A 25,759-nucleotide genomic window follows, 5' to 3' on the forward strand; every position below is an offset into this window, starting at 1 on the left:
CGTGCGCCGTAGGGTTGCCAGGCGGCCCACGGCACAGGCGACGGTTCGCCGACGCGCGGTCGGAGCCGAGCCATGCACGATGTGAAGCGCTTGTGCGATGCAGGGGCCATCCGGTGTGCCGGACTGAGGGCTCCGCTGTGCGCCGCAGGGGTTCCGGAGCGGCGCACAGCAGGCCCCGAGTTGGGTCAGGCCGTCTCGAACTCCGTCAGGACCCACTGGACGCCACGGCGTTCCAGACGGGCCGCCAGGACGCGGCTGCGGGGGGTGCAGCGGACCAGGGCGCACATCTCCACCGTGTCGTCGTTCGGCTGCTGGACACGGGGCACCCCCACCCACGGCGGACGAGTGCTGTCGATCATCTTTCCGGCGCGTAGAAGGCTCGCGTAGGCCGGAGCGCTGAGCCGGCTCTGGATCGTCTGCGGAGGACGGCGACCGGCCAGGATCTCGGCCAGCGCCTGAACGAGGCTGCGCAGCCGCCGCTCGTCGGGCATCGGGAAGGGGGCGGGCTCCGGCTCGCGGGCCAGGGCCAGCGAGCCGTCGGTGCGCGGCGCGGGTTGGCGCAGGCGGTGGACCTCGACGGGCAGGGAGGGCGCAGCGTCGGCGAGGGAGACGCGGTCTATGTCCGCCGAGTGGACGTAAACAGGGTCAGGTGTGGGGGTCGGGGCGAGCCGGGGGAGAGGCATCGTGGCTCCGTGGAGGTCAGGGGATAGGGACACCTGATAGAGGTTTCGGGCAGGGCGCTCGAATACGCCGCCGTAGGTTTCTCCACTCATCGAGGATGTCGGATCGGCATACATCCCGATAGAAGCGACCAGGTTGGTATGGACCGCCAGGCACCCGGGCGGGAGACGCTTCACCTGACAGTGCGAGCCCGGAAGCTCCGCTTGCCAGAGCAAGCGGTGCCATGGTGCGCCGGGTGCTGGCCATGGCGGTCTCAGCACGCCGGCCCTTCGGGCCTCCGCTTGGGCTGCCGTGTCGGACTGCGGGGCGGAGTGCTCTGGTGCGCCACGTCGAAGAGTCTCCGGGATGAGCCAACGAGATGACCTGTTCCGCGAGTTGCTGTGATGAGCCACGGGGCCGAGCGCCGTGAGGAGGTGGCGGGAGAGGTCAGGGCGTGGTGTCTAGGTCGGAGTCCGGGTCTCGGCCTGGGGTCATGATGTTGAGGCGTTTGATCAAGAAGGTGAAGACCGCGTAGTACACCACGAAATAGACCACCCCGATCGCCATGATCAAGGCGAAGTTGTGGGTGTTGTCCTTGGTCGCGTTCAGCGTCGCGTCGATCGCGCCTCCCGAGAAGCCGAACCCCAGCCGCCCTCCCAGCCCCGCCACCAGTGCCATCGACAACCCCGTCAGCAGCGCGTGCACCACGAACAGCACGGGCGCGACGAAGATGAAGGCGAACTCGATCGGTTCGGTGATGCCCGTCACGAACGACACCAGGGCCGCGGAGATCATGATGGAGCCGACCGCGTTGCGGCGGTGCGGGGGAGCGGCGCGCCAGATGGCGATGGCGGCCGCCGGGAGGCCGAACATCATCACCGGGAAGAAGCCTGCCATGAACGCCCCGGCGCCGTCCTGGCCGGCGAAGTAGCAGTTCAGGTCGCCCGCCGTGTGCAGGCCGTTGACGGTGCACTCGGGCACGGTGAACCACACGATCGAGTTCACGAAGTGGTGCATGCCCAGGGGGATCAGGGCGCGGTTGACCACGCCGTAGATGCCTGCCCCGAGCGTCGAGTGGGTCGCCAGCCAGTCGCCGAACGACGACAACCCCTGGCCGATGGGGGGCCAGATCAGGCCGAAGAGCACGCCCAGGAGGAGGCCCGCCAGGGCGGTCAGGATGGGGACGAAGCGGCGGCCGCCGAAGAAGGCCAGCCATGGCGGCAGTTTGATGCGGTGGTAGCGCTGCCACAGCAGGCCCGCCACCAGGCCCATCAGGATTCCGCCCAGCACGCCCGTCGGGTTGGCGGCGGCCAGGTTCAACGCCTCGGCGGGGGTGCCGGCGGTGACCACCGTCTGGGCGACGCGGGGGCGCAGGGAGGAGTCGAAGAACATCAGGTGGGTGACCCGGTCCCAGACCAGGTAGCCCACCACGGCGGCCAGCGCCGTCGAGCCGTCGGACTTGCGGGCGAAGCCGACCGCCACGCCGATCGCGAACAGCAGGGGGAGCGCGTCGAACAGGGCGCCGCCGGCGCCGCCGACGATGCGGGCGACCTTGTCGAGGGTCTCGTTCGAGGTGCGGCCGAGCAGGTCGTCCTGGCCGACCCGGAGCAGGATCGCGGCGGCGGGCAGGGCCGCGATCGGGAGCATGAGGGAGCGTCCGATCCGCGACAACACGGTCATCGTGGCGGCCATCGTTCCTCCCGGGTCTCTAGGCCCGCCGTGGCTCCAGGAGTGTACGGAGCTGGTAGCGGTCGGCCCGGTAGGTCGACACGCCCAGCTCGGCGCAGACACCGCCGGCGTAGGACCGGCGGGAGAGCAGCAGCACGGCACCGCCGCGCGGGAGTTTCAGCAGGTCTGCGTCGCTCGGGTCGGCGATTCCGCCGTCGATCGTGAGTTCCCCGGCGTCGAGGATCAGACCGTATCGGGACTCCAGGAGCGCGTACAGGGATCGGCCGGAAAGGTCGTAGCTCTCCAGGTCGGGGGCGAGCGCGAGGGGGATGTGGGCGCGCTCGATCGCGAGGGGTTCGCCGTCGGCGGTGCGCAGGCGTTCGATGAAGTGAACTTCGTCACCCGGGGCGATGCCGAGTTCGCGGGCGAGGTGGGCGCTGGCCCGGACCACCCGGCGGTCGAGGTCGCGGCTGCCGGGCTCCAGGCCGCGGGCGCGCATGTCGTCGCTGAACGACGTGAGCTGGAGCGCCAGCTCGATCTTCGGGCGGGCGACGAAGGTGCCCTTTCCCGGTACGCGGTGCAGCCGCCCCTCGCTGACCAGGTGATCGACCGCCTGGCGTACCGTCATGCGGGAGAGGCCGAAACGCTGGCAGAGCTCGCGTTCCGAGGGGATCGCCGCGCCGATGGGCAGCTCGTTGCTCTCGATGAGGTCGAGGATGATCTCGCGGAGCTGGAAGTACTTCGGGACTGGGCTGTCGGGGTCGATCGTGGCGCCGGTCCCCCGGGCGTCGATGCCGGCCACTGTCGCCTCCCCTCTCCGCTTTGTTATGGTTCGTACTGGTCTAGTCCGGACTAGACCACACCGCCGAAATGTCTGTCAACGTACGGACCGATTACAGGATGGGCACGTGACGACGACGAAGATGCGCAGTGAGATCGCCGAACAGCCGGCCGCCCTGCGCGCCACGCTGGACGCCCTGCTCCCCCGAATCCCCGAAGTCACCTCTCTCGCCGGACAGACCCGCCACCTGCTGTTCATCGCCCGCGGCACCTCGGACAACGCCGCCGTCTACGGGCGCTACCTCATCGAGTCGCACGCCGGTCGCCTCGCGGCGCTGGCCGCGCCGTCGATCGCCACAACCTACCGCCGAAAGCTCGACCTCGACGGGGTGCTCGCCGTGGCCGTCTCGCAGTCGGGCCGGACCGAGGAGATCGTCGAGACCCTCGACTGGGCCCGCGACTGCGGCGCGAAGACCGTCGCCATCACCAACGGCGGCGAGCAGAGCCCGCTGGCGCAGGCCGCCGACCTCGCCCTGTGCACGGTCGCCGGCGAGGAGAAGGCGGTGCCGGCGACCAAGACGTACACGACCCAGCTGGCGGCCATGGCGGTGCTGGCGCTGGGCCTCGGGGCCGACGTCCACAAGGACGATCTGCGCAAGGCGCCCGACGCCATCCAGAAGCTCATCGAGGACCCGGGCGACCTCGACGCCCTGGTCGAGGGGCTGGCCGACAAGCCGGGCGTGGTCGTGTCGGGGCGCGGGCTGGCCTTCTCGACCGCGCTCGAACTGGCGCTGAAGCTCAAGGAGGCGTGCTACCTGCACGCCATGGGCCTGTCGTACGCCGACCTCCTGCACGGCCCGATCGCGGTCGTCGACGCCGACACCCCGGCGATCCTGGTCGCCGCGGGCGAGGGGCCGACCCTGCCGGGCACCGTCGCGCTGGCCGAGCGGGTGACCGGCGCGGGCGCGGCGGCCTACGGCGTCGGCGGCGGCCACGCCCTGGCGAGCGCCTCGACGGCCGCGCTCAACGGTCCCGACCTGCCCGAATGGGTGGCGCCGCTGGGGCTGATCGTGCCCGGTCAGCTGCTCACCGAGGCGCTGGCCCGCCGGCTCGGCTACGACCCCGACGCGCCCCGCGGCCTCAACAAGGTCACCCAGACCGACGAGTAGGGTTCGCCTGAAGATCCAGAGGGAGGCGTCATGGCGGATGCGGAGAAGATCGTCGCGGCACTGGGCGGGCCGGCCAACATCATCGAGGTGGAGCCGTGCATCACGCGGCTCCGGACCGAGGTGCGGGACGCCTCCAAGGTCGACCACGACGTGCTGAAGAAGGCGGGCGCCCACGGCGTGATGGTCACCGGGAACGTCGTGCAGGTCGTCGTCGGGCCGGAGGCCGACACGATCGCCAGCGACATCGACGACCTGCTGGACTCCGCTTGACGACCGTCCACTCTCCGGTGAACGGCCGCGCGGTCGGGCTGCCGGCCGTGCCCGACCCCGTGTTCTCGCAGGCCATGGTCGGTCCGGGCGCGGCCGTCGACCCGGCGCGCGGGCCGCAGGTCGCGGTCGCGCCGATCGCCGGGCGGCTGGTCAAGCTGCACCCGCACGCCTACATCGTCGTCGGCGACGACGGCCGGGGCGTGCTGACCCATCTCGGGGTCGACACCGTGAAACTGCGCGGCGCCGGCTTCGAACTGCTGGCAGTCGAAGGCGACCTCGTCACGGCCGGGCAACCGGTCGTCGCCTGGCATCCGCGTGCCGTCGACGAGGAGGGGTATTCGCCGGTCTGTCCGGTGATCGCCCTGGACGCCGGGCCGGAGAGCGTCTCCGGCGTGGTGAGCGGACCGGTCGAAGCGGGCGATCCCCTCTTCGACTGGCATTGACCCCGAACCGGGTGTTTGGATGAGTGGTCCGGACCGCCGGACCCAGAGGAGGCAGCGTGCCGCAACGAAGGCTCATCGTCGAGGCGGAGGTGGGCCTGCACGCCCGTCCGGCCGCCACGTTCGTGCAGACCGCGACCAGGTCGCCCGCCAGCGTGACCCTCGCCAAGGGCGACGGCACGCCGGTCGACGCCAAGAGCATCCTGTCGGTGCTCGCCCTCGACGTGAAGAAGGGCGACGCCATCACCATCAGCACCGACGGCGACGGCGCCGACGAACTGCTCGACGAACTCGCCTCGATCGCCGGAGCGCCCTGATGGCCACCACGCTCACCGGCTCCGGCGTCAGCCCCGGCACCGGCTACGCCGCCGCCCACCTGCTGACCGGCTCGATCCCCGAGCCCCCGAAGGGCGCCGTCCACGACGGCGACGCCGCGGCCGAGAAGGCCCGCGTGCAGGCCGCGCTCGAAGAGGTGGCCGCCGACCTGGAGGCCCGCGGCGAACGCGCCGGGGGAGAGGTCGCCGAGGTGCTGTCGGCCCAGGCGATGATGGCCCGCGACCCGGGCCTGGCCGACGGCGTCGGCGAACTCGTCGACGCGGGGGTCTCCGGTGACAGGGCCGTGTACGAGGCCTTCGGCGCCTACCGCGACCTGCTCGCGGCGGCCGGGGGATACCTCGGGGAGCGCGTGGCCGACCTCGACGACATCCGCGACCGGGCCGTCGCCCGGCTGACCGGGTCGGCGATGCCCGGCGTGCCGGTCGACGCGGCCGAGCCGTACATCCTGGTGGCCCGCGACCTGGCGCCCGCCGACACGGCGCTGCTCGACCGGAACCTGGTCGCCGCGTTCGTCACCGAAGACGGCGGGCCGACCAGTCACACCGCGATCCTGGCCCGCGCGATGGGCGTGCCGGCCGTGGTCGGGTGCGCGGGCGCGACCGCGCTGGTGCAGGGCACGCTGCTGCTGGTCGACGGCGCGACCGGCGAGGTCGTCATCGAGCCGGAGCCCGCCGCCGCGCGGGCCGCCGTCGCGACCGCGCGGGCCCGCGCCGAGGCGCTTTCCGGTACGACCGGACCCGGCGCCACCGCCGACGGCCACCCCGTGCCGCTGCTGGCGAACGTCGGCGGCCCGAAGGACCTGGAGAGCGCGCTGGCGAACGGCGCCGAGGGCGTCGGCCTCTACCGCACCGAGTTCCTCTTCCTCGACCGCGCCGACGCGCCGACCGAGGAGGAGCAGCAGGCCGCCTACCGGGCCGTGTTCGAGGCGTTCCCCGGCGGCCGGGTGGTGGTGCGCACCCTCGACGCGGGCGCCGACAAGCCGCTCGCGTTCCTGCCGCCGCCCGGCGAGGAGCCCAACCCGGCGCTCGGCGAACGCGGCCTGCGCATGTTCCGCCGTTACCCCGACATGATGGCCGCCCAGCTCGGCGCGCTGGCCCGCGCCGCCGAGGGCACCGAGGCGATCCCCTACGTCATGGCCCCGATGGTGGCGACCGTCGCCGAGGCGGCCTGGTTCGCCGACGCCTGCCACGCGGCCGGGCTGGAGACCGCCGGCATCATGATCGAGGTGCCGTCGGCCGCGCTGCGCGCCCACGACCTGGCGAAGGTGGTCGACTTCTTCTCGATCGGCACCAACGACCTCACCCAGTACGCCATGGCCGCCGACCGCCAGATCGCCGGCGTCTCCGACCTGCAGGACCCCTGGCATCCGGCGGTGCTCGACCTGATCGCGCTGGCCGCCGGGGCGGCGGGCGCGGCCGGGAAGAGCTGCGGCGTCTGCGGCGAGGCCGGGGCCGATCCGGTGCTGGCCTGCGTGCTGGTCGGACTGGGCGTGACGTCGTTGTCGATGGGCTCCCCGGCGTTGCCGTGGGTGCGCGCGTCGCTGGCCCGGCACACCCTCGACCAGTGCCGCGCGGCGGCCGAGGCCGCCCGGTCGGCACCGGGCGCGTCCGAGGCGAAGGAGGCGGCCCGCGCCATCCTGACCGGCCTGGGTGATCTGGGGCTCTAACCACTACGGTGTCTGAGGTGTCCCTCCACAGGGCGCTGCTCGGCGCCGGTCTGCTCGTCGTCGTGGCGGGGTGTTCGAGCACCCCGCCACGCACCGCTCTCCCCAGTTCCCCGACGACCTCGGTCGTCGCCCCGCCCCCCTCGCCCGCACCGTCGCCGTCTCCCTCCGACGACCCGATGGAGAAGATGACGGTCGAGGAGAAGGTCGGCCAGCTCTTCATGCCGGTGCTCTACGGCTCCTCGGCCCGCGCGTCCCACCCGGAGAACCTGGCGCGCTACGGCGTGGGCAGCCCGGCCGAGGTGATCCAGCGCTACCACCTGGGCGGCGTCATCCTGTTCCCCGGCACGGGCAACATCGAGAGCGCCCGCCAGGTGGCCACGTTCACCGCGGGGCTGCGCGCGGCGGCGAAGAAGGTGCCGGTGCTGATCGGCGTCGACCAGGAGAACGGCATCGTCTCCCGGCTCAAGGGCATCGTCACCGAGGTGCCCGGCGCCTCGGTGATCGGGCAGACCGGCGACCTGCGCAACGCGCGCGACGCGGCTCGCGTCACCGCCGAGGAGCTCAACGCGCTCGGCATCTCGCTCGACTTCGCCCCCGTCGCCGACGTGAACGTCAACCCGAACAACCCGGTCATCGGGCCGCGCGCCTACGGGAACGATCCCGAGAAGGTGGCCGACATGGTCGGCGCGGCCGTGCAGGGTTTCCACGACGGCGGGGTCGCGGCGACGGTGAAGCACTTCCCCGGCCATGGCGACACCAACGTCGACAGCCACACCTCGCTGCCGGTCATCGACCACACGCGCAAGGAGTGGGAGAAGCTCGACGCGCCGCCGTTCAAGGAGGCCATCGCCAACGACGTCGACGCCGTGATGAGCGCGCACATCGTGATGCCCGCGCTCGACCCGTCGGGCGACCCGGCCACGTTGTCGAAGAAGATCCTCACCGGGGTGCTACGGGGCGAGCTCGGTTTCGAGGGCGTCGTCTTCACCGACGCGCTCAACATGGACGGCGTCCGCAAGAAGTACGGCGACGGCGAGGTGGCCGTCCGGGCGATCCTGGCCGGGGCCGACATGCTGCTCATGCCGCCCGACTTCGGGGTGGCCCGCGACGCCGTGCTGGCCGCGGTGGAGTCGGGCCGCATCACCGCGACGCGGCTGAACCAGTCGGTCGGGCGCATCCTCCACCTGAAGGGCGAGTTCCGTCTCGGCGACCCGCGCACGTTCCCGGCCCCGGCCCAGGCCGTGAAGCTCATGAAGACCAGTGAGCACCGCGCGGTGGCCCGGCGGATCACCCTCGCCGCGAAATGACTACCCTTTGACCACATGACGGTCAAAGGGGTGCTTATCGACTGGGCCGGAGTGCTCACCACGAGCATGGCCGAGTCCATCAACACGTGGCTGGTCGGCGACAACATCGACGCCGACCACTACCGCGACGTCATGCGCCGCCTCATCACGGCGGCGTACGGCGGCGGCGCCGAGAACCCGATCCACACGCTGGAGCGCGGCGAGATCACCGCGCTCGCGTTCGAGACGGGCCTGGCCGCCGAGCTGCGCACGCTCGACGGGGCCGCGCCGGTCGCCGAGGGGCTGCTGGAGCGCATGTTCGCCGGGTTCCTGCCGGTCGAGGCGATGTTCGAGATGCTCCGCCGGGCGCGCAAGGCCGGTTACAAGACCTGCCTGGTGTCGAACTCGTGGGGCAACGACTACGACCGCACCGGCTGGGAGGAGGCGTTCGACGCCGTCGTCATCTCGGGCGAGGTCGGCATGCGCAAACCCGAGCCGCGCATCTTCGCGCACGCCGTCGGGCTGGTCGGGCTCGAACCGTCGGAGTGCGTCTTCATCGACGACATCGAGGGCAACATCGTCGCCGCGCGCGAGCTCGGCTTCACCGGCATCCTGCACACGCACGCCGACTCGACCATCGCCGAACTGGAGACGCTGCTGAAGGTGCCGTTGCGCGCCCTTCCGTGACTTGCTGGCACACTCGTCGCATGCGTGTCTACCTTCCGTGCACGCTCTCCGCGCTGGCCCGCACGGCCGCCGCGGGTGAGCTGGGCCCCGCTCCGCTGACCGGGTTCGCCGTGACGCCCGCCCTCGTGGAGTGGTACGTCTCCGGCGACACCGAGGAGCTCGAATACGTGGCCCTCACGGAGGCGGCCCGCGCGTCGCTCCGGATGATCGCGGCCGACCTGGCCGACGGCGTGACCGCCCCGGCCCGCCGGGTGGTGATCGCGGCCGACGTGCCCGACGCCGACGTCCAGGTCAGCCCCGACGTGTCGGAGCGCGGCCGGGTCAGGCTCGGCGCGCCGGTCGCGATGCGGCTGATCCAGGCCGCCCACGTCGACGAGGAGTCGGCGGCGCCCGACGTCGAGGCCGCCGCGCTGGCCCTCAAGGCCGCCGACGCCGGCGACGACGACGCGCGGTTCACCGTCGACGGCGCCGAGGCCCACGAGCTGCTCTGGTACGCCACCCAGGAGATCCCCGACGTCCTCGGATAACCTGGGCAGCGTTATGACACACATCGTCTGGGACTGGAACGGCACCCTCTTTCACGACTCCGACGCCGTCGTGAACGCCACCAACGAGATCTTCCGCCCCTACGGGCTGGCCCCCATCGACCTCGACGGGTTCCGCAGCGTCTACTGCCGCCCGATCTGGGTCGCGTACGAACGAATGATCGGCCGCGCCCTCGAAGAGGGCGAGTGGGAGCTGCTCGACCGGGGCTTCCACGACCACTACCACCGGCTCATGGAGGCCTGCCTCCTGGCCGAGGGGGCGGTGGCGAGCCTCGCCGCCTGGAGCGACTCCGGCCGCAGCCAGTCGCTGTTGTCGATGTGGCAGCACGAACGGCTGGTCCCCAAGATCGCCGAGTTCGGCATCGACCACCACTTCACCCGGGTCGACGGCCTGCGCCCCGCCGGCCGCGCCGACCACAAGGCCGACCACATGGAGGCCCACGTGCGGGCCCTCGACGTCGACCCCGCCAAGGTCGTGGTGATCGGCGACAGCGTCGACGACGGCGTCGCCGCCCGGCACGTCGGCGCCCGCGCGATCCTCTACACGGGCGGCATGACCAGCCGCGCGGAGCTCGCCGCGCTGGGCTTCCCGGTGGTCGACTCGCTTTCAGACGCAATGGATCTGATCTGACCCGAAGCGGGACAGAGGGGCTTACCCTGGGCCAAGTCACCTGCTTTCTGAAGCAGATTCGCTTTCCCCGGAGGCAACCATCGACCGCCGACTCGTCCTCTGGAACGTCGACCTCACCCTGGTCGACGTCACGATCGTCACCCGGGACGCCTACGCCGAGGCGTTCCGCGCGGTCACCGGGCGTCCGCTCGTGAAGCTGGCGCCCGCGATGGGGCGGCCCGACTCGGAGATCATCTTCGAGACGCTGGCGATCAACGGCATCGTGGTCGACGACAGTCACCTGCCGAGGTTCATCGAGGCCCTGGCCCGGTCGTTCGGCGACCGGCGCAAGCGGCTCGCCAAGGAGGGCCGCGCGATGCCCGGCGCCAAAGAGGCGCTGCACGCCGTCTCCCGCCTCGACGGCACCGTCCAGTCGGTGCTGACCGGGACCATCAAGTCGAACGCCGTCCACAAGCTGATGGCCTTCGGCCTGAACACGTACGTCGACTTCGAGGTCGGCGGCTACGGCGAGGAGGTCTACCCGAAGGCGAGCCTCCTCCAGGTCGCCCAGGGGCGGGCCAAGGAGAAGTACCGCGCGCCGTTCGAGGCCGTGCTGATCGGCGACTCGACCCGTGACGTGCAGGCGGCCCGGATCGCCGGGGCGGCGATGATCGCGGTCGCGTCGGGCCGGTCGACCGCCGCGGAGCTCGCCGAGGCGGGTGCCGACATCGTGCTGCCCGACCTGTCGAACGCCTCCGAGGTGGTCGCCGCGGTGGCCCGGCTGACCGACCGTTATGTGGGGGGCCGACAGTGACATCCCCCTGACCTCGCAGCAGGATGGGGCCATGGTGAGTGAAGGCGACGTGCTCTGGGTCCCATCGGCCGAGGTCATCCGGGATGCCCGGATCACCCGTTTCCAGGAGGCGGTCGGCCGGCCCGGCGCCTACGACGGGTTGTGGTCGTGGTCGGTGGAGGAGCCCGCCGCTTTCTGGACCGCCGTCTGGGATTACTTCGGCGTCGTCGGCGACCGTTCCGACGGTCCGGTCATAACCGGAGAAATGCCGCAAGCATCGTGGTTTCCCGGCAGCCGTCTTAATTACGCGGAAAACGCGCTAAAAGGGCCTGCTGACCGTATTGCAGTGATATTTCGGGATGAATCGGGCGGGCGGCGGACGTACACGCTCGGAGAGTTGCGCGACGAAGTCGCGAAAGCGCGGGCCGGACTGGTGGCGCACGGCGTCGGAACGGGCGACCGGGTGGCCGGATATCTGCCGAACATCCCCGAAGCGCTGATCGCCTTCCTCGCCACCGCGTCGCTGGGGGCGGTCTGGTCGTCGTGCTCGCCCGACTTCGGGGCCCCGGCCATCATCGACCGGTTCACCCAGATCGAGCCGAAGGTCCTGTTCGCCGTCGACGGCTACACCTACAACGGAAAGTACTTCGACCGGACCGGCGTGGTCGCCGACATCGCCGCGCGGCTGCCCTCGCTCAACGCGACCGTGCGGGTCTCCGAGTGGGACTCCTTCACCCGCCCCGGCGACCTCGCCTTCGACCGGGTGCCCTTCGACCACCCGCTCTGGGTGCTCTACTCCTCCGGCACGACCGGGCTGCCCAAGCCCATCGTGCACGGCCACGGCGGCATCGTGGTCGAGCACCTGAAGTCGCTCACCTTCCACCAGGACCTCGGCGAGGGCGACCGGTTCTTCTGGTACACCACCACCGGCTGGATGATGTGGAACTACCTCATCGGCGGCCTGCTGGTCGGCGCGACGGTCGTCCTGTACGACGGCTCGGCCGCCCACCCCTCGACCGGCGCCCTGTGGGACCTCGTCGCCGACGAGGGCGTGACCTACTTCGGCACCGGCGCCCCCTACATCGTCGCCTCGATGAAGGCCGGCCTGAAGCCGGCGGGCCTGGCGGCGCTGAAGGGCGTCGGCTCGACCGGCTCGCCGCTGCCGCCCGAGGGCTTCGCCTGGGTCTCCGCCGACGTGTCGGCCGACGTCCAGCTCGGCTCGTTCTCCGGCGGCACCGACGTCTGCACCGGCTTCGTCGGCGCGGTGCGGACCCTGCCGGTGCGCGCGGGCGTGATCCCGTGCCGCTCGCTCGGCGCGCGCGTCGAGGCGTTCGACCCGGCGGGCGAGCCCGTCACCGGCGAGGTCGGCGAGCTCGTCATCACCGCGCCGATGCCCTCGATGCCGGTCATGTTCTGGAACGACCCCGACGGCCGCCGCTACCGGGAGTCGTACTTCGAGGAGTATCCCGGCGTCTGGCGGCACGGCGACTGGATCAAGATCCTGCCCGACGGCGGCAGCGTCATCTACGGGCGCTCCGACTCGACCCTCAACCGGGGCGGGGTGCGGATGGGCACCAGCGAGTTCTACCGCGTGGTCGAGCGCTTCGAGGCCGTGGCCGACAGCCTCGTCATCGACACCGGCCGCCTCGGCCAGGAGGGCAGACTGCTCCTGTACGTCGCCCTCGCCGACGGCCACGACCTCGACGAGACCCTCGTCAAGGGGCTGAAGACCGCCCTGCGCACCGAGTTGTCGCCGCGCCACGTGCCCGACGAGATCACGGCCGTGCCGGGGATCCCGCGCACCCTGTCGGGCAAGAAGCTCGAAGTGCCGGTGCGCAAAATTTTGCAGGGCACGCCGGTCGAGCGGGCCGCCAACCCCGACGCCATGGCCAACCCCGAGGTGCTGGCGTTCTTCACACCCCTTGCGGATGCCTGAAGAACCCGGTCGGGTCGTAGGTCTTCTTCACGGCGGCCAGCCGGGCGGCGTTCGCCCCGTAATACTGATCCTTATAGTCCTTTAGGGCTATATCGGGATAGTTAACGTAGGCATGCCGTCCGAGCCTCGGCGTCATCGAATCGCGGGCCGAGCGGACCCAGGCACTTGCGCCGTCGAAGTGGGCGTAGTACTGGAGGCTGAACAGCGCCTTCCGGTGCGGGAACGCCGTCGCGCCGGGGGCCACGCGCCCGACCGCCCCGCCCAGGGCGTCGATCAGGACCGTGTGCCGCCCCGGCCGGCCCACCTGGGCGATGAGCGCCCTGATGGTCGCGTCGCTCATCTCGCTGTACGCGAAGTGGGAGCTGGCGCTGAACCGGTCGCGGGGCCCCGTGTGGCAGGCCTCCAGGGTCGAGCAGCCGGCCATGAAGTACATCGCCTGGAGGTAACTCAGCGATTTGACCGTCCGTGTCGACGGCGGGAAACCCGCCAGGAGGGCCTCACAACGCGATCTGGAGCCCAAATAGAGCCCGGTGACGGAGACGGACCGCCCCGGGTCCTGGGAGAGGTGCAGATTCGACCACAGCGCGTCGGGCGCCCCGGGCGCCCATCGTTGCCACTTCTTCACCACGGCGAACGCCTGCGACCACGGCCAGCGCATCGTGAACACGGTGACGTCGCGCACGGGGTGGGTCTGGTAGGTGAACGAGGTGGCGATGCCGAAGTTGCCGCCGCCGCCTCCCCGCAGCGCCCAGAACAGTTCGGGATGGCTGTCGGCCGTGGCCGTGATCAGCTTCCCGCCGGCCGTCACGAGGGAGACGGCCTTGAGCACGTCGATCGTCAGGCCGTAGCGGCGGGCGACGACCCCGATCCCGCCGCCCAGCGTGAGACCGGCCACCCCGACCGTCGGGCACGAGCCCGCGGGGATGGAGACGCCGCTCTTGCCGAGCGTCGTGTAGACGTCGATGAGCTTGGCCCCCGACCCGACCGTGGCCAGGCCGCCGGCCAGCCGCACGGTCTTGAGCTGGGAGACGTCCACGACCAGGCCCGATCCGGTCGACCAGCCGGCGTACGAGTGGCCGCCCGACCTCGGATGCACGACCAGGCCGTTGCGGCGGGCGAACCCCACGCAGGCCGCCACGTCGGCGGCGGTGGCGCAGTAGGCGACGGCCCGGGGGGTCGCGGTGTCGAAGGCGACGTTGAAGACGCGTTTGGCGGTGGCGTAGGAGGCGTCGCCGGGCCGTACGAGACGGCCCTTCAACGCCCTGTCCAGCGCCGCCCAGTCGGGCGCCGCGCCCGCGAACGGCGCGAGCGCCGCCGCGGACAGAAATTCACGACGATCCACTGCAAATCACTCCCCGAGGGTTGGTACTACCTCGTGAGACGACCGCTTGGATAACGGAACGATTACTTCCGGGAGTCGACTCGGAGAGCCAGCGCCGGGCACATCTCGACCGCCCGCTGCGCCTCGCTCTTGGCCCACGCCGGAACCGGCGAGTCCATGAAGACCGGGAAGCCGTGGTGGTCGAGTTTCACCAGGTCGGGCATGAGGTGGGCGCACAGGCCGTGGCCCTGGCAGCGGGTCCAGTCGACCACCAGCCGCACGTCGCTGGCCTCGGTGATCGGCATCGGCAGGGTGTTCTTCACACCCCGGCCGCACGAGCCGTTGATGATGTGCTCGTCGACGTCCTCGGCGAACGCCTCCAGGGCCGAGAGCACGAAGCGGGTGGTCCCGTCGGGGTGGAAGCAGGCGCCCCGGCCCTTGACCGCCGTGGCGGCCGATTTCACCAGGTCGTGGGCCTGCGGGTCGCCCATGGTGAGCTCCGACAGGGCCCGCGCGAGCGCCGGCAGGCCGATGCGGCACGGGCCGCACTGCCCCGACGACTGCTGGGCCAGGTAGGCGGCGACCCGGACCGTCTCCCCGAGGGGACACGTGTCCGGGCCCAGCGGCACGATGATGCCCGCGCCGAGCTCACCGCCCGCCTGCTGCATGCCCCGGCGCGACACGATCGCGCCGTAGGCGTCGGCGGCGCTGAGCCATTTGCCGTGGTAGCCGCCGATCAGCACGCCGTCGCCGACGTCCGCCTCGCACATGTCGAGCACCTGCGCCAGCGGCACCCCCGGCGTGACCTCCACGACCGAGGGCGACTTCACCGACCCGCTCACGCTGAGCAGGGTCGTGCCGGGCTCCTGCACGGTGCCGACGGAGCCGTACTCCTCCGGGCCCAGCTCGGCGAGCAGCGCGAGCTGGGCGAACGTCTCGGTGTTCGACAACAGGGTGGGCAGTCCGCGCACCCCGGCGTCGCTGGTGCGGACCTTCCGTCCGGACGGCTGGCCCAGTTCGCCGTTCACCGCCCGGACGAGGGACCCGCCCTCGCCCGAGATGAACCGCTCCTGGATGCCGGCCACCCGGACGTACCCGATGAGCCCGCGCTCGGCCACGGCCGCACGCATCGAGCCCTCCGCCAGCTCACCCGCGGGGGTGGCGATGACCACCTCTTTGGCGTCCAGCGCACTGGCCGCCAGCAGCGCGCCCTCGAGCACGAGGTGCGGTTTGCGGGTGAGCAGCATCTTGTCCTTCATGCTGGCCGGCTCGCCTTCGGCGGCGTTGACCAGCACGACGGTGTCGGAGGTGCGCGCGTTGGCCTGGACGGCCCTGAGCTTGCGCGCGAACGGGAAGGCCGCCCCACCGCGTCCCCGCAGGTCGACCTCTTCAGCCAGCGAGATCAGTGAGTCGACGGATTGGCCGTCGAGTTTGCCGTGGATCTCGTAGTGAGTGTCGAGGTCCATCCGGCGGTGCTCGTCGAGTCCGGCGGTGAGCCGGGCCGGACCGAGCCTGCGGATCTTGGAGACGCGGTAGGGAATCATGTCTTAGACAACCCTCCTTAGCTTCTGGGGCTGGGCGGCCTGCTCGCGCTCGGCCAGCCTGTTCGTCTTGCGCTTGGCGTCCTCCTGCGGCATCGGCAGCTCCTCCATCTCGTCCTGCATGGTCGTCTTCGGTCGTATCGAGACGATCGCGCGGATCATGAGGGCGGTGCCGACGGCGACGATGCACAGGATGTAGCTCCACGCCACCCAGGGCGCGGGCGTCCGTCCGGCCGCCAGGCCGTGCAGGATCGAGACGGGCCAGGCCAGATAGGCCAGGTCGTGCAGGCCACGCCAGATCCAGGGGTGTACGGCCATGGCGAACCGGCCACGCATCACCCCGGTGGCGACGATCACGATGAACAGGTCCGACGCGACGGCGCCGGCCCCCACCGCCAGACTGGTGGTGGGGATGACCGACCCGTACGACGGGACCAGCCCGGCCGCGATCTTCATGCCGATGTGGACGACCAGGAAGCCGACCCCGATCAGGGCGGCGCCCCGGTGCACGAGTTGTGCCCGGACGCGCCACCTGATCGGCAGGATCATGCGCTCGGACGTGAGCAGTCCGAGACCCACGGTCGCCGTGAGCGCCACGAGCGAGAAGACGCCCGCGTAGAACGTGAGGAACTCCTGCGCCATCAGCAGGACCTGAGTGCTCAACCCCAGACGGGCGCCGAGCAGTGATCCGGCCATGATGGTGAACGCGAGAGAGCCCAGGACGATCCGAACGCCTCGCTTCTGGAGGTCGAAGCGTTCGGATCGTCGATGAGCCCGCCTTTTTGACACTGATTCCTCCGGTTAGGGGGGATCTGCCGAGGGCTCTGAGGCCGCCGATCAGCAGCGGCGATTACGGTTGATGCACTGCACCATGAAGTTCATGAGGTTGTTGGGCATGACGTTGTGGAAGTCGGCGTGGTCGGTGATCGGGCTGTGCTTCTGCTCGGGGAACGCGTCCACGGCGAAGCTGGCGCCCTGCGGAACCGCGTAGGCCAGGGTCATGCGCAGCTGGGGGACGGCCTGGGTGCCCTGGGGGCAGCGGCCGCTCTGGTCGGGGAACACGATGTGCGTCCGGTGGTTGGCGCTGTCGGTGTTCTGACCGTCCCAGCAGCTCGGGAAGTCCAGGATGCGCATCACGAGGCTGCCTCTCGGACAGACCGGATACTTGTCGGAAGCCCGGTTCTGGAAACCGGAGCAGGTCCACTGCGCCCGTGCGTTGGCCGGACCGTTGGTGGCCGCCTTGGCGTCACCGGTGATCACACGCAGGAAACGGGGCATCGCGACGACCCGGCTGAACCGGTTGCCGCGGAACTGGAGCTGGACCGCACGGGGGGTCAGGATCTGGCCGACGTTGCCGTCGGCGAAGCCGCCGATCTCCGAGCCGTCCTGGCCGGGCCGCGGGGGCTGGCCGGTCTGGCTGGGCTGGGGCTGCTGGCCGCCGTTGTTGCCGCCGTTGTTGTTCCCGCCGTTGTTCCCGTTGTTGTTGCCGTTGTTGCCCCGGCCGCCGTTGTTGTTGCCGCGATTGCCGAAGCGGCTCTGGTTCTCGGGCTGGGGCTGCTGCCTGCTGAAGCTCTGCGCCTGCGCGGTGCCGTTGCCGGCGTTCGCGCCGGACTGCTGGCTCTGGTCGGCCTGGCCGGTGTTCCCCGCCTGGTCATTGACGGACTGGTCGCTCTGCTGCGCAGCCTGGTCATTGACGGCTTGATCGTTGGGTGCGGCCTGGTCGCCCTGCTGCTGCTGCTGTTGCTGTTGCTGCTGCTGAGGCTGGGCGGAGGGGTCCTGCTGCTGCTGGTTCGGGTCCTGCTGCTGGTTGGGATCCTGCTGTTGCTGGTTCGGGTCCTGCTGTTGCTGGTTGGGGTCCTGCTGCTGTTGCTGCTGACGGTTGTTCTGGTTGTTGTTCTGGCCCTGCAGCCTCAGGTCCGGCCGGAGGCGGAGGATGGGCCAGAAGTACGCGGACCTGTCGCCGTTCCGGCAGGTCGTGCCACCGGCGGCGAGCGACTGGTCGGTTGAGAACCCGCTGGTGGTGACGTTGCCCACGTAGTCGTGGACGTGGTGCGCGCCGTTCGTCACACCCGGCGCGACGATGTGGTTGTCGGAGTTGCGGTGCCCTCTTTCGTTGCGGCCACACTGCGAGGTGAACGATCCGCCACCTGCGACGACACCGTTCGCACGGCCGACGCGGCGGATGTCGACGAAGTCGCTCAGGGCCGGGCCGAGTGCGTCGCACTCGGCGCCGCCGATGCGTGGGTCGCAGGCCGCGAAGGCCGGCGTCGGGAAGCTCGGCAGGATCAGTGATCCGGCCAGCAGAGCTCCCGCCATGGCGAGGGCGCGTTTACGCATGTTCTTCTTTTCCTCCTGGTTAGACCGGCGGGACCGGGAGTGCGGAGTAGTCCACCAGGCCGGTCTCCTCGAGCACACGCATGTGCTTCATGACGACCACGTTGGCCTCCGCGGCGAAGGCGCGGATCCTCTCGTTCCGCGTCCCTGCGCGGATCGCGGCGACCGTGGAGAAGACCTTGCCGTGGGCGGCTCGCAGCCGGTCGGCGAAGATCTGGTCGAACTGGGCGCCGGTCGCGTTCGACATCTCACCCAGCCAGCGCTGCTGGTCGGGGTTGGGATCGTTGGGGAGCGGCACACCGAGCGCGGAGGCTTCGGCGCGCACCTGCTCGTCGAGCTTCGCGTGGTCGACCATGAGGTGGTTGCCCGCGATCTTGACCTTCTCGTTGGTCGAGCGCTCCTGAGCCCAGCGGCCGGCGGGGATCTCCCAGAGCCCCGCCCACCGCACCTTCACGAGGAAGTCCCTGTCGGCGGGGCTCAACGGGCCCCACCGGGTCGAAGTGAAACCCTGCTGCGCCGTCGCCTGTTCCTGGGGCACGACGACGATGACGGCGACGGCCGCCGCGAACAGGAAAACCGCGAAGACCACGAGTTCCCCGAACCGGAACCGCATGGCGCCTCCTCTCTTTCGGGGGGAGGTACGCGGGCTTGTGGCGGATGGTTCAGGAATAGTTAGAAATGACGAGAGTTGTCAGAGTTGTGTACAGGCCACAAACCCTGGTGCAAATATGTGGCCTGTGCGCCGACAACTCGACAGCCGGTTCGAGCGTCTGGACCCCGACGTAGACCCTGATTGGGATGATCGCCTCATCAGGGAGCTCTATAACGAGTTCGGTGGTCCGTTGCTCCGTCAGGTCAGGCAGACGACCGGCAACGACCTTCAGTGGGCGGAGGACGTCGTTCAGGAGACGTTGCTTCGTGCCTGGCGTAACGCGGCGAAACTGACGTGGGAGAGGGGACTGCTCTGGGCATGGCTCCTCACCGTCTCTCGCCGCATCGTGATCGACGGCCGCCGCCGCCGCGGTGTCCGTCCTCGGGAGGTGGAACCACCCGAAGCGGACAGCATCGCGGTGCCCGACGGTGCCGACAAGACCCTGGCGGCGATCGTCGTCGCTGATGCCTTGCGCGGTCTAAGCGCCGATCACCGAGAAGTTATCGAACAGACATACTTACGGGACCGTACGGTTAACGAGGCCGCGGTGATTCTGGGGATTCCTCCGGGTACTGTGAAATCGAGGCTGTACTACGCTCTGCGTTCCCTTCGCGGGGTCCTGAAGGAGAGGGGAGTGGCCAGCTGATGTCTGAGTCGTCACACTTCGAAGTGGCGGCCTACGCCCTCGGGGTGCTTGACGACGCCGATGTCGAGGCCTTCGAACGCCACCTCGACGCGTGTGAGCGGTGTCGGCAGGAGCTCAAGGTGATGGCCGAGCTCCCCGGCCTGCTCGATGACGTGAAGTCCTCATCGGAGCGAACCAACTAATCCGCGTGACGCGTTAGACGCCGTAGCCGTCGACCTCGAGTTGACGGCTGCGGCGTTTTCGGCTGTTATCGGAGCGAGGTGCGGACGGCCGAAGGCCGGCCGTGACTCGCGTGGTGAATCTGCCCCATCAACAAGGGGTCCGTGCCGCCGGTCAACGGAGACCGGCAGGCGTCCCGCCCCAGAGGTCGCGTCCCCGTGTCGTGCATCTATCACCGTTTCACGGGAAGCGCTGTGCGATGCTGACACGACCGCCCTCCTCTTCGCGGCTGACGTGAGGGCCCCTCACACGACTCGCACCAGCTCACAAAGGAGTGAGGACCGCGATGCCGCTCGATCCGGCCGGGGAACTCGACGACCTGCTCCGCGCGGCCGCCGCCGCGTGCGGCGACGCCGACGCCGACACCCTCGACTATCTGCGGGAGTTCTACCGCAACGTCCCGCCCGACGACCTCGCCGACCGCGACCCCGCGAACGTCTACGGTCCGGCGCTGGCCCACCGCAGGCTCGCCGCGGTCCGGCCGCAGGGCCGGGCGCTGGTGCGGGTGCTGCCTCAGGCCCCCGACGACCACGGCTGCGACCTCGGCGACTCGGTGGTCCAGATCGTCACCGACGACATGCCCTACCTGGTCGACTCGGTCACCAACGAGATCGAACGGCACGAGCTCGGCACCCGCCTGATCGTCCACCCCCAGATGCGGGTGCGCCGCGACATGACCGGCCGGCTCCTCGGGCCCGACGAGATGGACGTCACGGGCCTCACCCTGGCCGAGTCGTGGATGTACATCGAGATCGACCGCCAGGCCGACCCGGTCGCCCGCCGGCTGCTCGAATCCGACCTGCTGCGCGTCCTCGACGACGTGCGCGGCGCGGTCGAAGACCAGGCGAAGATGCGCGCCCTGGCCGTCTCCACCGCCGACGACCTCGCGGTCAACCCGCCGCCGCTCGACCCCGGCGAGGTCGAAGACAGCCTGGAGCTGCTCCACTGGCTGGCCGACGGCCACTTCACCTTCCTCGGCTACCGCGAATACCGGCTCGAAGAGGACGACACCCTCACCTCCCAGCCGGGCACCGGCCTGGGCGTGCTGCGTCCCGACCGGGCGGGCTCGGGCAGCTTCGCCGCGATGCCGCCGGAGCTGCGCGCCAAGGCCCGCGAGAAGCAGGTGCTGATCGTCACCAAGGCCAACAGCCGGGCCACCGTCTCGCGCCCCGCCTACCTCGACTACGTCGGCGTCAAGCTCTTCTCGCCCGACGGCGAGGTGGTCGGCGAGCGCCGCTTCCTGGGCCTGTTCACCCACGTGGCCTACAACGAGTCGATCTCCCGGGTGCCGCTGCTGCGCCGCAAGCTGGCCGCCGTGCTGGAGAAGGCCGGGCTCTCGCCCGACAGCCACGACGGCAAGGACCTCATCGAGATCCTCGAGACCTACCCGCGCGCCGAGCTTTTCCAGATCTCCGCCGACGAGCTGCTGCCGATCGCCCTCGGGGTGCTGCGGCTGCGCGAGCGCAAGCAGGTCAAGCTGTTCCTGCGCCGCGACGACTACGGCCGCTACATCTCCTGCCTGATCTACCTGCCGCGCGACCGCTACACCACCAAGGTCCGCCTGCTGATCCAGGACCTGCTGATGAAGGCCCTGGGCGGGCACACCCTCGACTACAGCGCGATGATCGGCGAGTCGGCGCTGGCCCGGCTCCACGTGGTCATCCGCGGCGAGCGCGGCGTGCCGCTGACCACCCAGGGCGTCGACGTCGACGCCCTGGAGGCCAGGGTCACCGCCGCCACCCGCACCTGGGAGGACGACCTCGCCGCCGCCATCGCCGACCTGTGCGACGAGGCCGACGTGCCGGGGCTCACCCGCCGCTACAGCATCGCCTTCCCCGAGGGCTACAAGGCCGACTTCCCGGCCCGCGCCGCCGTCGCCGACCTCAAGCGCCTCGAACAGCTCAGCGACGACGACGCCGACGACATCGCCATGAACCTCTACGAGCCGCTCGACGCGGCCGAGGGGGAGTGGCGGTTCAAGCTCTACCGCCTCGGCGCCGCGATCTCCCTGTCCCACGTGCTGCCGCTGCTCGCGCGCATGGGCGTCGAGGTCGTCGACGAACGGCCCTACCAGGTCGACCGCGACAACGACCCGCGCACCAAGGACGCCTGGATCTACGACTTCGGGCTGCGCTACTCCCGGTCGGCCGAGCTGGCCGCCGACGACTTCAAGCGCCTGTTCCAGGACGCCTTCGCCGCCCTGTGGAAGGGCCAGGTCGAGAACGACGGCTTCAACGCGCTCGTGCTCGCCGCCGGCATGACCTGGGAGCAGGCCGAGGTGCTGCGCGCCTACGCCAAGTACCTGCGCCAGGCCGGGGCCACCTTCTCGCAGGACTACATCGAGAAGACGCTGCTCGGGAACCTGCGGCTGGCCCGCCTGCTGGTGCGCCTGTTCGAGGCCCGGCTCGACCCGCGCCTGCCCGAGACCTCCCGCGAGGACATGTCGGCCGCGCTGCGCGAGGAGGTGCTGGCCTCCCTCGACGAGGTCGCCTCGCTCGACGAAGACCGCATCCTGCGGGCCTACCTCGAATGCGTCGGCGCGACGCTGCGCACCAACTTCTTCCAGCACGACGCCGAGGGGCGGCGCAAGCCGTACATCTCACTGAAGTTCGACCCCCAGGCGATCAGCGTGCTGCCCCTCCCGAGGCCCAAGTTCGAGATCTTCGTGTACGGACGGCGCGTCGAGGGCGTGCACCTGCGCTTCGGCAAGGTGGCCCGAGGAGGGCTGCGCTGGTCCGATCGCATGGAGGACTTCCGGACCGAGATCCTCGGCCTGGTCAAGGCGCAGATGGTGAAGAACACCGTGATCGTGCCGACCGGGTCGAAGGGCGGCTTCGTCGTCAAGCACCCGCCGCAGGGCGGCCGCGAGGAGTTCCTCGCCGAGGGCGTCGCCTGCTACCGGCAGTTCATCTCGGGCCTGCTCGACGTGACCGACAACCTGGTCCACGGCGAGGTCGTGCCGCCCCCCGACGTGGTGCGCCACGACGGCGACGACACCTACCTGGTGGTCGCCGCCGACAAGGGCACCGCGACCTTCTCCGACATCGCCAACGGCGTGGCCCGCGACTACGGCTTCTGGCTGGGCGACGCGTTCGCCTCCGGCGGCTCGGTCGGCTACGACCACAAGGCCATGGGCATCACCGCCCGGGGCGCCTGGGAGTCGGTGAAGTACCACTTCCGCACCCTCGGGCTCGACACCCAGACCACCGACTTCACCGTCGCCGGCGTCGGCGACATGTCGGGCGACGTGTTCGGCAACGGCATGCTGCTCTCGCGGCACATCCGCCTGGTGGCCGCCTTCGACCACCGCCACGTCTTCGTCGACCCCGACCCCGACGCCGCCCGCGGCTTCGCCGAACGCGAGCGCCTGTTCGCCCTGCCGCGCAGCTCGTGGGACGACTACGACCGTGAACTGATCTCCACCGGGGGCGGGGTGTGGCCGCGTACCGCCAAGTCGATCCCGGTCTCCCCGCAGATGCGGATCGCGCTCGGCGTCGACGCCGCCGTCACCTCGCTGGCCCCGAACGACCTGATCAGCGCGATCCTGCGGGCCCCGGTCGACCTGCTGTGGAACGGCGGCATCGGCACCTACGCCAAGGCCACCGCCGAGTCGAACGCCGACGTCGGCGACAAGGCCAACGACGGGCTGCGGGTCAACGCCGCCGACCTGCGCTGCAAGGTCATCGGCGAGGGCGGCAACCTCGGCTTCACCCAGCTCGCCCGCATCGAGTTCGCGCTGCGCGGCGGCCTGGTCAACACCGACTTCATCGACAACTCGGCCGGGGTCGACACCTCCGACCACGAGGTCAACATCAAGATCCTGCTCGACGAGGCGGTCCGCGAGGGCGACCTGACCGAGAAGCAGCGCAACGGCCTGCTGGCCCAGATGACCGGCGAGGTCGGCGAACTGGTGCTGCGCGACAACCACGCCCAGAACGTGGTGCTCGCCGCGGCCCGCAAGCAGGCCGCCGACATGCTGCACATCCACACCCGCTACCTGCGGCGGCTGGAGCGGCAGGGACAGCTCAACCGGGCGCTGGAGTTCCTGCCCTCCGACAAGGCGCTGGCCGAGCGCCGCCAGGCCGGGCTCGGGCTGACCGCGCCGGAGTTCTCGGTGCTGCTGGCCTACACCAAGCTGGTCGTCGACCAGGAGGTGCTGGTCAGCGACCTGCCCGACGACCCGGCGCTGCGCGAGTGGCTGGTCTCCTACTTCCCCTCGGCGTTGCGGGAGACGTACCAGACCTTCATGGACGGTCACCCGCTGCGGCGGGAGATCATCACCACCGGCATCGCCAACGACCTGGTCAACAGCGGCGGCACCAGCTTCGTCTTCCGGTTCCACGAGGAGCTCGGCGTCTCCACGCCCGACATCGCGCGGGCCTACCTGGTCACCCGGCGGGTCTTCGACCTGCCCGCCTTCCGCCGCCAGGTCGAGGGGCTCGACAACCGGGTTGACGTCGACACCCAGCTGGCCATGCTGCTCGAAGGACGCAAGCTGTCGGAGCGCGGCACCCGCTGGCTGCTCAACAACCGCCGCCCGCCGCTCGACCTGGCCGCCTCGGCCCGGTTCTTCGCCGAGGGCGCGGCCCTGCTGCCCAACCTGCCCAAGCTGCTGACCGGCCCCGACCTGACCGCCTTCGAGGAGCGCCGCGACCACTTCGCCGGCCGCGGCGTGCCCGACGAGCTGGCCGAGCGGGTGGCCGCGATGGTGCCCGCCTACTCGACCTTCGACCTGGTCGAGATCGCGGTCGCCACCGACCGGCCGGTGAGCGAGGTGGCCGAGGTCTACTTCGACCTGGCCGACCGGGTGCAGCTGGCCCGCCTGCGCGAACGGGTGATCGCGCTGCCGCGCGACAGCCGGTGGAACACGATGGCCCGCTCGGCGCTGCGCGACGACCTCTACGCCGCCCACGCCAGCCTCACCCACGACGTGCTGGTGCACAGCAAGCCGGGCGAGGCGCCCGAGGAGCGGCTGGCCCGCTGGTCGGAGGCCAACGAGGCGGCGGTGACCCGGTCGCGGCAGACCCTGTCGGAGATCTGGGAGAGCGACGTCTTCGACCTGGCGACCCTGTCGGTGGCCCTGCGCGCGATCAGGACCCTGGTCGCCACCAGCGGCCTGCCGCGCGCTACTCCGTAGCGCTGGCCTGGGTGATCCGGCCGTCGTAGGCGATGATCTCGGCCCGCGCCCGTGAGGTGCGGGGCGGGACCAGCGCCAGGAACTGCTGGGTCTCCTGGATGCGCCGGTCCTTGAGGATCTCGGTCGCCGTCAGGTCCCACTTGGCGTCGGCCGGGATCGGCAGGTGGCCGCCCACCGCGTTGGGCAGCGCCGGGATCCACTGGCTGGTGCGGGTGAGCGTGTAGAAGAGCAGGCCGCCGCCGTCGGCGGTGCGGACCGCCAGCACCGGGTAGGACGCCGCCGCCGCGAAGATCGAGATGTACTCGTACCCCTCGGTCTTGTAGATCTCCTTCTGCGCCGCGATGTCGTCGAAGAAGCCCTTGGTCAGCGGGCCCTCCTCGATCAGGTCGGAGGTGAACCCGTCGGGGCCCTCCTCGGCGACGGTGGCGTGCAGGGGGCCGAGCAGGTTGGGGCTGATCGCGATCGACTGGTCGCGGGCGTCGAGGGAGACGGCGTAGCCCTCGGCGTCCTCGGCGATCCGGGGCAGCACCGCGCCGCTGTTCAGCAGGGTGGTGAGCCCGCGCTGCCACGACTCGCCCTCTTTCATGAACGTCATGACGGCGGTCTGCTTCACCTTGCCGTGGCGCCGCTCGGCCACCGCCGCGAACCACGGCGTGACCCCCTTCTGCAGGCGCGGGACGATCAGCGTGCGGGGCCCCCAGGAGTATCGGATGGGCCTGTTTTCGGATGACCGATATTCGGCCAGCACGAGCGGGTCCTGACCATCCCTGGCGCGGTCGAGGGCCATCCGGCCGTCGCCCATGCTCCGGATCACGTCGTCGGCGCCGAGGAAGACGTCGGCCGCGCGGGTCGCCTCGTCGATGGTGAGGGCGGGCGGGGCCGGGCTGGGGGAGGGCTTGGTGGAGGCGGCGACCGGGCTCGGCCGGGGCGCGGGGGCCTGGCTCGTGCACCCCGCCAGCAGCAGAAAGGCCAGAGGAAGGGTGAGCGCGCGGCGCATGTGAATCCCCCTCCCTTGTGCAAAAGGGACCGTACCTGAGTCGGTCCGGTGTTCGCGTACCCTTTA

Annotated in this window: 23 protein-coding genes; 14 read left to right on the forward strand and 9 right to left on the reverse strand. The window is 70.6% G+C overall.

The window, feature by feature from the left end:
* Positions 1-185 precede the first annotated feature (185 nt).
* The 3 genes from AW274_RS28575 to AW274_RS28585 form a co-directional block, all read right to left on the reverse strand.
* Positions 186-683 (reverse strand): Rv3235 family protein, encoded by a 498-nt coding sequence (locus AW274_RS28575; protein WP_062438222.1) that lies wholly within the window; start codon positions 681-683, stop codon positions 186-188.
* A gap of 424 nt (positions 684-1,107) precedes the next feature.
* Positions 1,108-2,352: a PTS transporter subunit EIIC gene (locus AW274_RS28580; RefSeq protein WP_062438223.1), complete on the reverse strand. Its 1,245-nt coding sequence runs from the start codon at positions 2,350-2,352 to the stop codon at positions 1,108-1,110.
* 16 nt (positions 2,353-2,368) lie between these two features.
* Positions 2,369-3,130: a GntR family transcriptional regulator gene (locus tag AW274_RS28585; RefSeq protein ID WP_231515337.1), complete on the reverse strand. Its 762-nt coding sequence runs from the start codon at positions 3,128-3,130 to the stop codon at positions 2,369-2,371.
* Between the two features lie 121 nt (positions 3,131-3,251).
* On the opposite strand from AW274_RS28585, the gene AW274_RS28590 reads away from it, so the two are divergent.
* The 11 genes from AW274_RS28590 to AW274_RS28640 all read left to right on the forward strand — a co-directional run bounded on the left by AW274_RS28590 (position 3,252) and on the right by AW274_RS28640 (position 12,846).
* On the forward strand, positions 3,252-4,277 hold the full coding sequence (locus AW274_RS28590; protein WP_062439436.1) for an SIS domain-containing protein: 1,026 nt from the start codon (positions 3,252-3,254) through the stop codon (positions 4,275-4,277).
* Positions 4,278-4,307: 30 nt separating this feature from the next.
* Positions 4,308-4,547 carry a PTS sugar transporter subunit IIB gene (locus AW274_RS28595; RefSeq protein WP_062438226.1) on the forward strand — a complete coding sequence of 80 codons (240 nt, stop codon included), beginning with the start codon at positions 4,308-4,310 and terminating at the stop codon, positions 4,545-4,547.
* Positions 4,544-4,990: a PTS sugar transporter subunit IIA gene (locus AW274_RS28600; RefSeq protein WP_062438231.1), complete on the forward strand. Its 447-nt coding sequence runs from the start codon at positions 4,544-4,546 to the stop codon at positions 4,988-4,990. Before AW274_RS28595 ends, AW274_RS28600 begins: the two co-directional genes overlap by 4 nt.
* 56 nt (positions 4,991-5,046) lie before the next feature.
* Positions 5,047-5,304 (forward strand): HPr family phosphocarrier protein, encoded by a 258-nt coding sequence (locus AW274_RS28605; protein ID WP_062438235.1) that lies wholly within the window; start codon positions 5,047-5,049, stop codon positions 5,302-5,304.
* A complete protein-coding gene (ptsP, locus tag AW274_RS28610; RefSeq protein WP_062438237.1) occupies positions 5,304-6,989 on the forward strand; it encodes a phosphoenolpyruvate--protein phosphotransferase in 1,686 nt (561 codons plus the stop codon). The genes AW274_RS28605 and ptsP overlap by 1 nt, the downstream gene beginning before the upstream one ends.
* A 17-nt stretch (positions 6,990-7,006) precedes the next feature.
* Complete coding sequence (gene nagZ, locus AW274_RS28615; RefSeq protein WP_232320460.1) at positions 7,007-8,296, forward strand: beta-N-acetylhexosaminidase; 1,290 nt, start codon at positions 7,007-7,009, stop codon at positions 8,294-8,296.
* A 15-nt stretch (positions 8,297-8,311) separates the two neighbouring features.
* Positions 8,312-8,962 (forward strand): HAD family hydrolase, encoded by a 651-nt coding sequence (locus AW274_RS28620; RefSeq protein ID WP_062438241.1) that lies wholly within the window; start codon positions 8,312-8,314, stop codon positions 8,960-8,962.
* Positions 8,963-8,982: 20 nt separating this feature from the next.
* Positions 8,983-9,489 (forward strand): DUF6912 family protein, encoded by a 507-nt coding sequence (locus AW274_RS28625; protein WP_062438245.1) that lies wholly within the window; start codon positions 8,983-8,985, stop codon positions 9,487-9,489.
* A 13-nt stretch (positions 9,490-9,502) separates the two neighbouring features.
* Positions 9,503-10,138 (forward strand): HAD family hydrolase, encoded by a 636-nt coding sequence (locus AW274_RS28630; protein WP_083974982.1) that lies wholly within the window; start codon positions 9,503-9,505, stop codon positions 10,136-10,138.
* A 79-nt stretch (positions 10,139-10,217) separates the two neighbouring features.
* On the forward strand, positions 10,218-10,931 hold the full coding sequence (locus AW274_RS28635; protein ID WP_198169492.1) for an HAD family hydrolase: 714 nt from the start codon (positions 10,218-10,220) through the stop codon (positions 10,929-10,931).
* Between the two features lie 31 nt (positions 10,932-10,962).
* Positions 10,963-12,846, forward strand: a complete 1,884-nt coding sequence (locus AW274_RS28640; protein WP_062438255.1) for an acetoacetate--CoA ligase — start codon at positions 10,963-10,965, stop codon at positions 12,844-12,846.
* Here the strand turns inward: AW274_RS28640 and AW274_RS28645 are convergent.
* The 5 genes from AW274_RS28645 to AW274_RS28665 form a co-directional block, all read right to left on the reverse strand.
* Entirely contained in the window at positions 12,824-14,188 is a 1,365-nt protein-coding gene (locus AW274_RS28645) for an FAD-binding oxidoreductase (RefSeq protein WP_062438258.1), read from the reverse strand. The genes AW274_RS28640 and AW274_RS28645 overlap by 23 nt on opposite strands.
* A 62-nt stretch (positions 14,189-14,250) precedes the next feature.
* On the reverse strand, positions 14,251-15,711 hold the full coding sequence (locus AW274_RS28650; RefSeq protein WP_062438261.1) for an NADH-quinone oxidoreductase subunit NuoF family protein: 1,461 nt from the start codon (positions 15,709-15,711) through the stop codon (positions 14,251-14,253).
* Positions 15,712-15,714: 3 nt separating this feature from the next.
* Positions 15,715-16,404: a hypothetical protein gene (locus tag AW274_RS28655; RefSeq protein WP_062438264.1), complete on the reverse strand. Its 690-nt coding sequence runs from the start codon at positions 16,402-16,404 to the stop codon at positions 15,715-15,717.
* 141 nt (positions 16,405-16,545) lie between these two features.
* Positions 16,546-18,045, reverse strand: coding sequence for a DUF1996 domain-containing protein (locus AW274_RS28660; RefSeq protein WP_157520783.1), 1,500 nt, complete (start codon positions 18,043-18,045; stop codon positions 16,546-16,548).
* Between the two features lie 19 nt (positions 18,046-18,064).
* Positions 18,065-18,655 (reverse strand): DUF4142 domain-containing protein, encoded by a 591-nt coding sequence (locus AW274_RS28665; RefSeq protein WP_062438272.1) that lies wholly within the window; start codon positions 18,653-18,655, stop codon positions 18,065-18,067.
* Between the two features lie 115 nt (positions 18,656-18,770).
* Between AW274_RS28665 and AW274_RS28670 the strand changes: the two genes are divergently transcribed.
* The 3 genes from AW274_RS28670 (at position 18,771) to AW274_RS28680 (ending at position 24,696) form a co-directional block, all read left to right on the forward strand.
* Positions 18,771-19,340, forward strand: a complete 570-nt coding sequence (locus AW274_RS28670) for a sigma-70 family RNA polymerase sigma factor (RefSeq protein ID WP_062335413.1) — start codon at positions 18,771-18,773, stop codon at positions 19,338-19,340.
* Positions 19,340-19,522, forward strand: coding sequence for a zf-HC2 domain-containing protein (locus tag AW274_RS42740; RefSeq protein WP_062438275.1), 183 nt, complete (start codon positions 19,340-19,342; stop codon positions 19,520-19,522). The genes AW274_RS28670 and AW274_RS42740 overlap by 1 nt, the downstream gene beginning before the upstream one ends.
* Positions 19,523-19,845: 323 nt before the next feature.
* On the forward strand, positions 19,846-24,696 hold the full coding sequence (locus AW274_RS28680) for an NAD-glutamate dehydrogenase (protein ID WP_062438277.1): 4,851 nt from the start codon (positions 19,846-19,848) through the stop codon (positions 24,694-24,696).
* Here AW274_RS28680 and AW274_RS28685 read toward each other — a convergent pair.
* Positions 24,686-25,693, reverse strand: coding sequence for a DUF8094 domain-containing protein (locus AW274_RS28685; protein ID WP_062438279.1), 1,008 nt, complete (start codon positions 25,691-25,693; stop codon positions 24,686-24,688). The genes AW274_RS28680 and AW274_RS28685 overlap by 11 nt on opposite strands.
* Between the last annotated feature and the right edge of the window lie 66 nt (positions 25,694-25,759).

It is taken from the genome of Herbidospora daliensis, from assembly GCF_001570585.1.
In the GTDB taxonomy this organism is placed as follows: Bacteria; Actinomycetota; Actinomycetes; order Streptosporangiales; family Streptosporangiaceae; genus Herbidospora; species Herbidospora daliensis.

Excerpts from the sequence above, each read along its gene's own strand:
- AW274_RS28575 (WP_062438222.1), bottom strand. The coding sequence starts at position 683 with ATGCCTCTCCCCCGGCTCGCCCCGACCCCCACACCTGACCCTGTTTAC.
- AW274_RS28580 (WP_062438223.1), bottom strand. The coding sequence starts at position 2,352 with ATGGCCGCCACGATGACCGTGTTGTCGCGGATCGGACGCTCCCTCATG.
- AW274_RS28590 (WP_062439436.1), top strand. The coding sequence starts at position 3,252 with ATGCGCAGTGAGATCGCCGAACAGCCGGCCGCCCTGCGCGCCACGCTG.
- AW274_RS28595 (WP_062438226.1), top strand. The coding sequence starts at position 4,308 with ATGGCGGATGCGGAGAAGATCGTCGCGGCACTGGGCGGGCCGGCCAAC.
- ptsP (WP_062438237.1), top strand. The coding sequence starts at position 5,304 with ATGGCCACCACGCTCACCGGCTCCGGCGTCAGCCCCGGCACCGGCTAC.
- AW274_RS28620 (WP_062438241.1), top strand. The coding sequence starts at position 8,312 with ATGACGGTCAAAGGGGTGCTTATCGACTGGGCCGGAGTGCTCACCACG.
- AW274_RS28625 (WP_062438245.1), top strand. The coding sequence starts at position 8,983 with ATGCGTGTCTACCTTCCGTGCACGCTCTCCGCGCTGGCCCGCACGGCC.
- AW274_RS28630 (WP_083974982.1), top strand. The coding sequence starts at position 9,503 with ATGACACACATCGTCTGGGACTGGAACGGCACCCTCTTTCACGACTCC.
- AW274_RS28640 (WP_062438255.1), top strand. The coding sequence starts at position 10,963 with ATGGTGAGTGAAGGCGACGTGCTCTGGGTCCCATCGGCCGAGGTCATC.
- AW274_RS28650 (WP_062438261.1), bottom strand. The coding sequence starts at position 15,711 with ATGATTCCCTACCGCGTCTCCAAGATCCGCAGGCTCGGTCCGGCCCGG.
- AW274_RS28655 (WP_062438264.1), bottom strand. The coding sequence starts at position 16,404 with ATGGCCGGATCACTGCTCGGCGCCCGTCTGGGGTTGAGCACTCAGGTC.
- AW274_RS28660 (WP_157520783.1), bottom strand. The coding sequence starts at position 18,045 with ATGCGTAAACGCGCCCTCGCCATGGCGGGAGCTCTGCTGGCCGGATCA.
- AW274_RS28665 (WP_062438272.1), bottom strand. The coding sequence starts at position 18,655 with ATGCGGTTCCGGTTCGGGGAACTCGTGGTCTTCGCGGTTTTCCTGTTC.
- AW274_RS28670 (WP_062335413.1), top strand. The coding sequence starts at position 18,771 with ATGTGGCCTGTGCGCCGACAACTCGACAGCCGGTTCGAGCGTCTGGAC.
- AW274_RS42740 (WP_062438275.1), top strand. The coding sequence starts at position 19,340 with ATGTCTGAGTCGTCACACTTCGAAGTGGCGGCCTACGCCCTCGGGGTG.
- AW274_RS28680 (WP_062438277.1), top strand. The coding sequence starts at position 19,846 with ATGCCGCTCGATCCGGCCGGGGAACTCGACGACCTGCTCCGCGCGGCC.
- AW274_RS28685 (WP_062438279.1), bottom strand. The coding sequence starts at position 25,693 with ATGCGCCGCGCGCTCACCCTTCCTCTGGCCTTTCTGCTGCTGGCGGGG.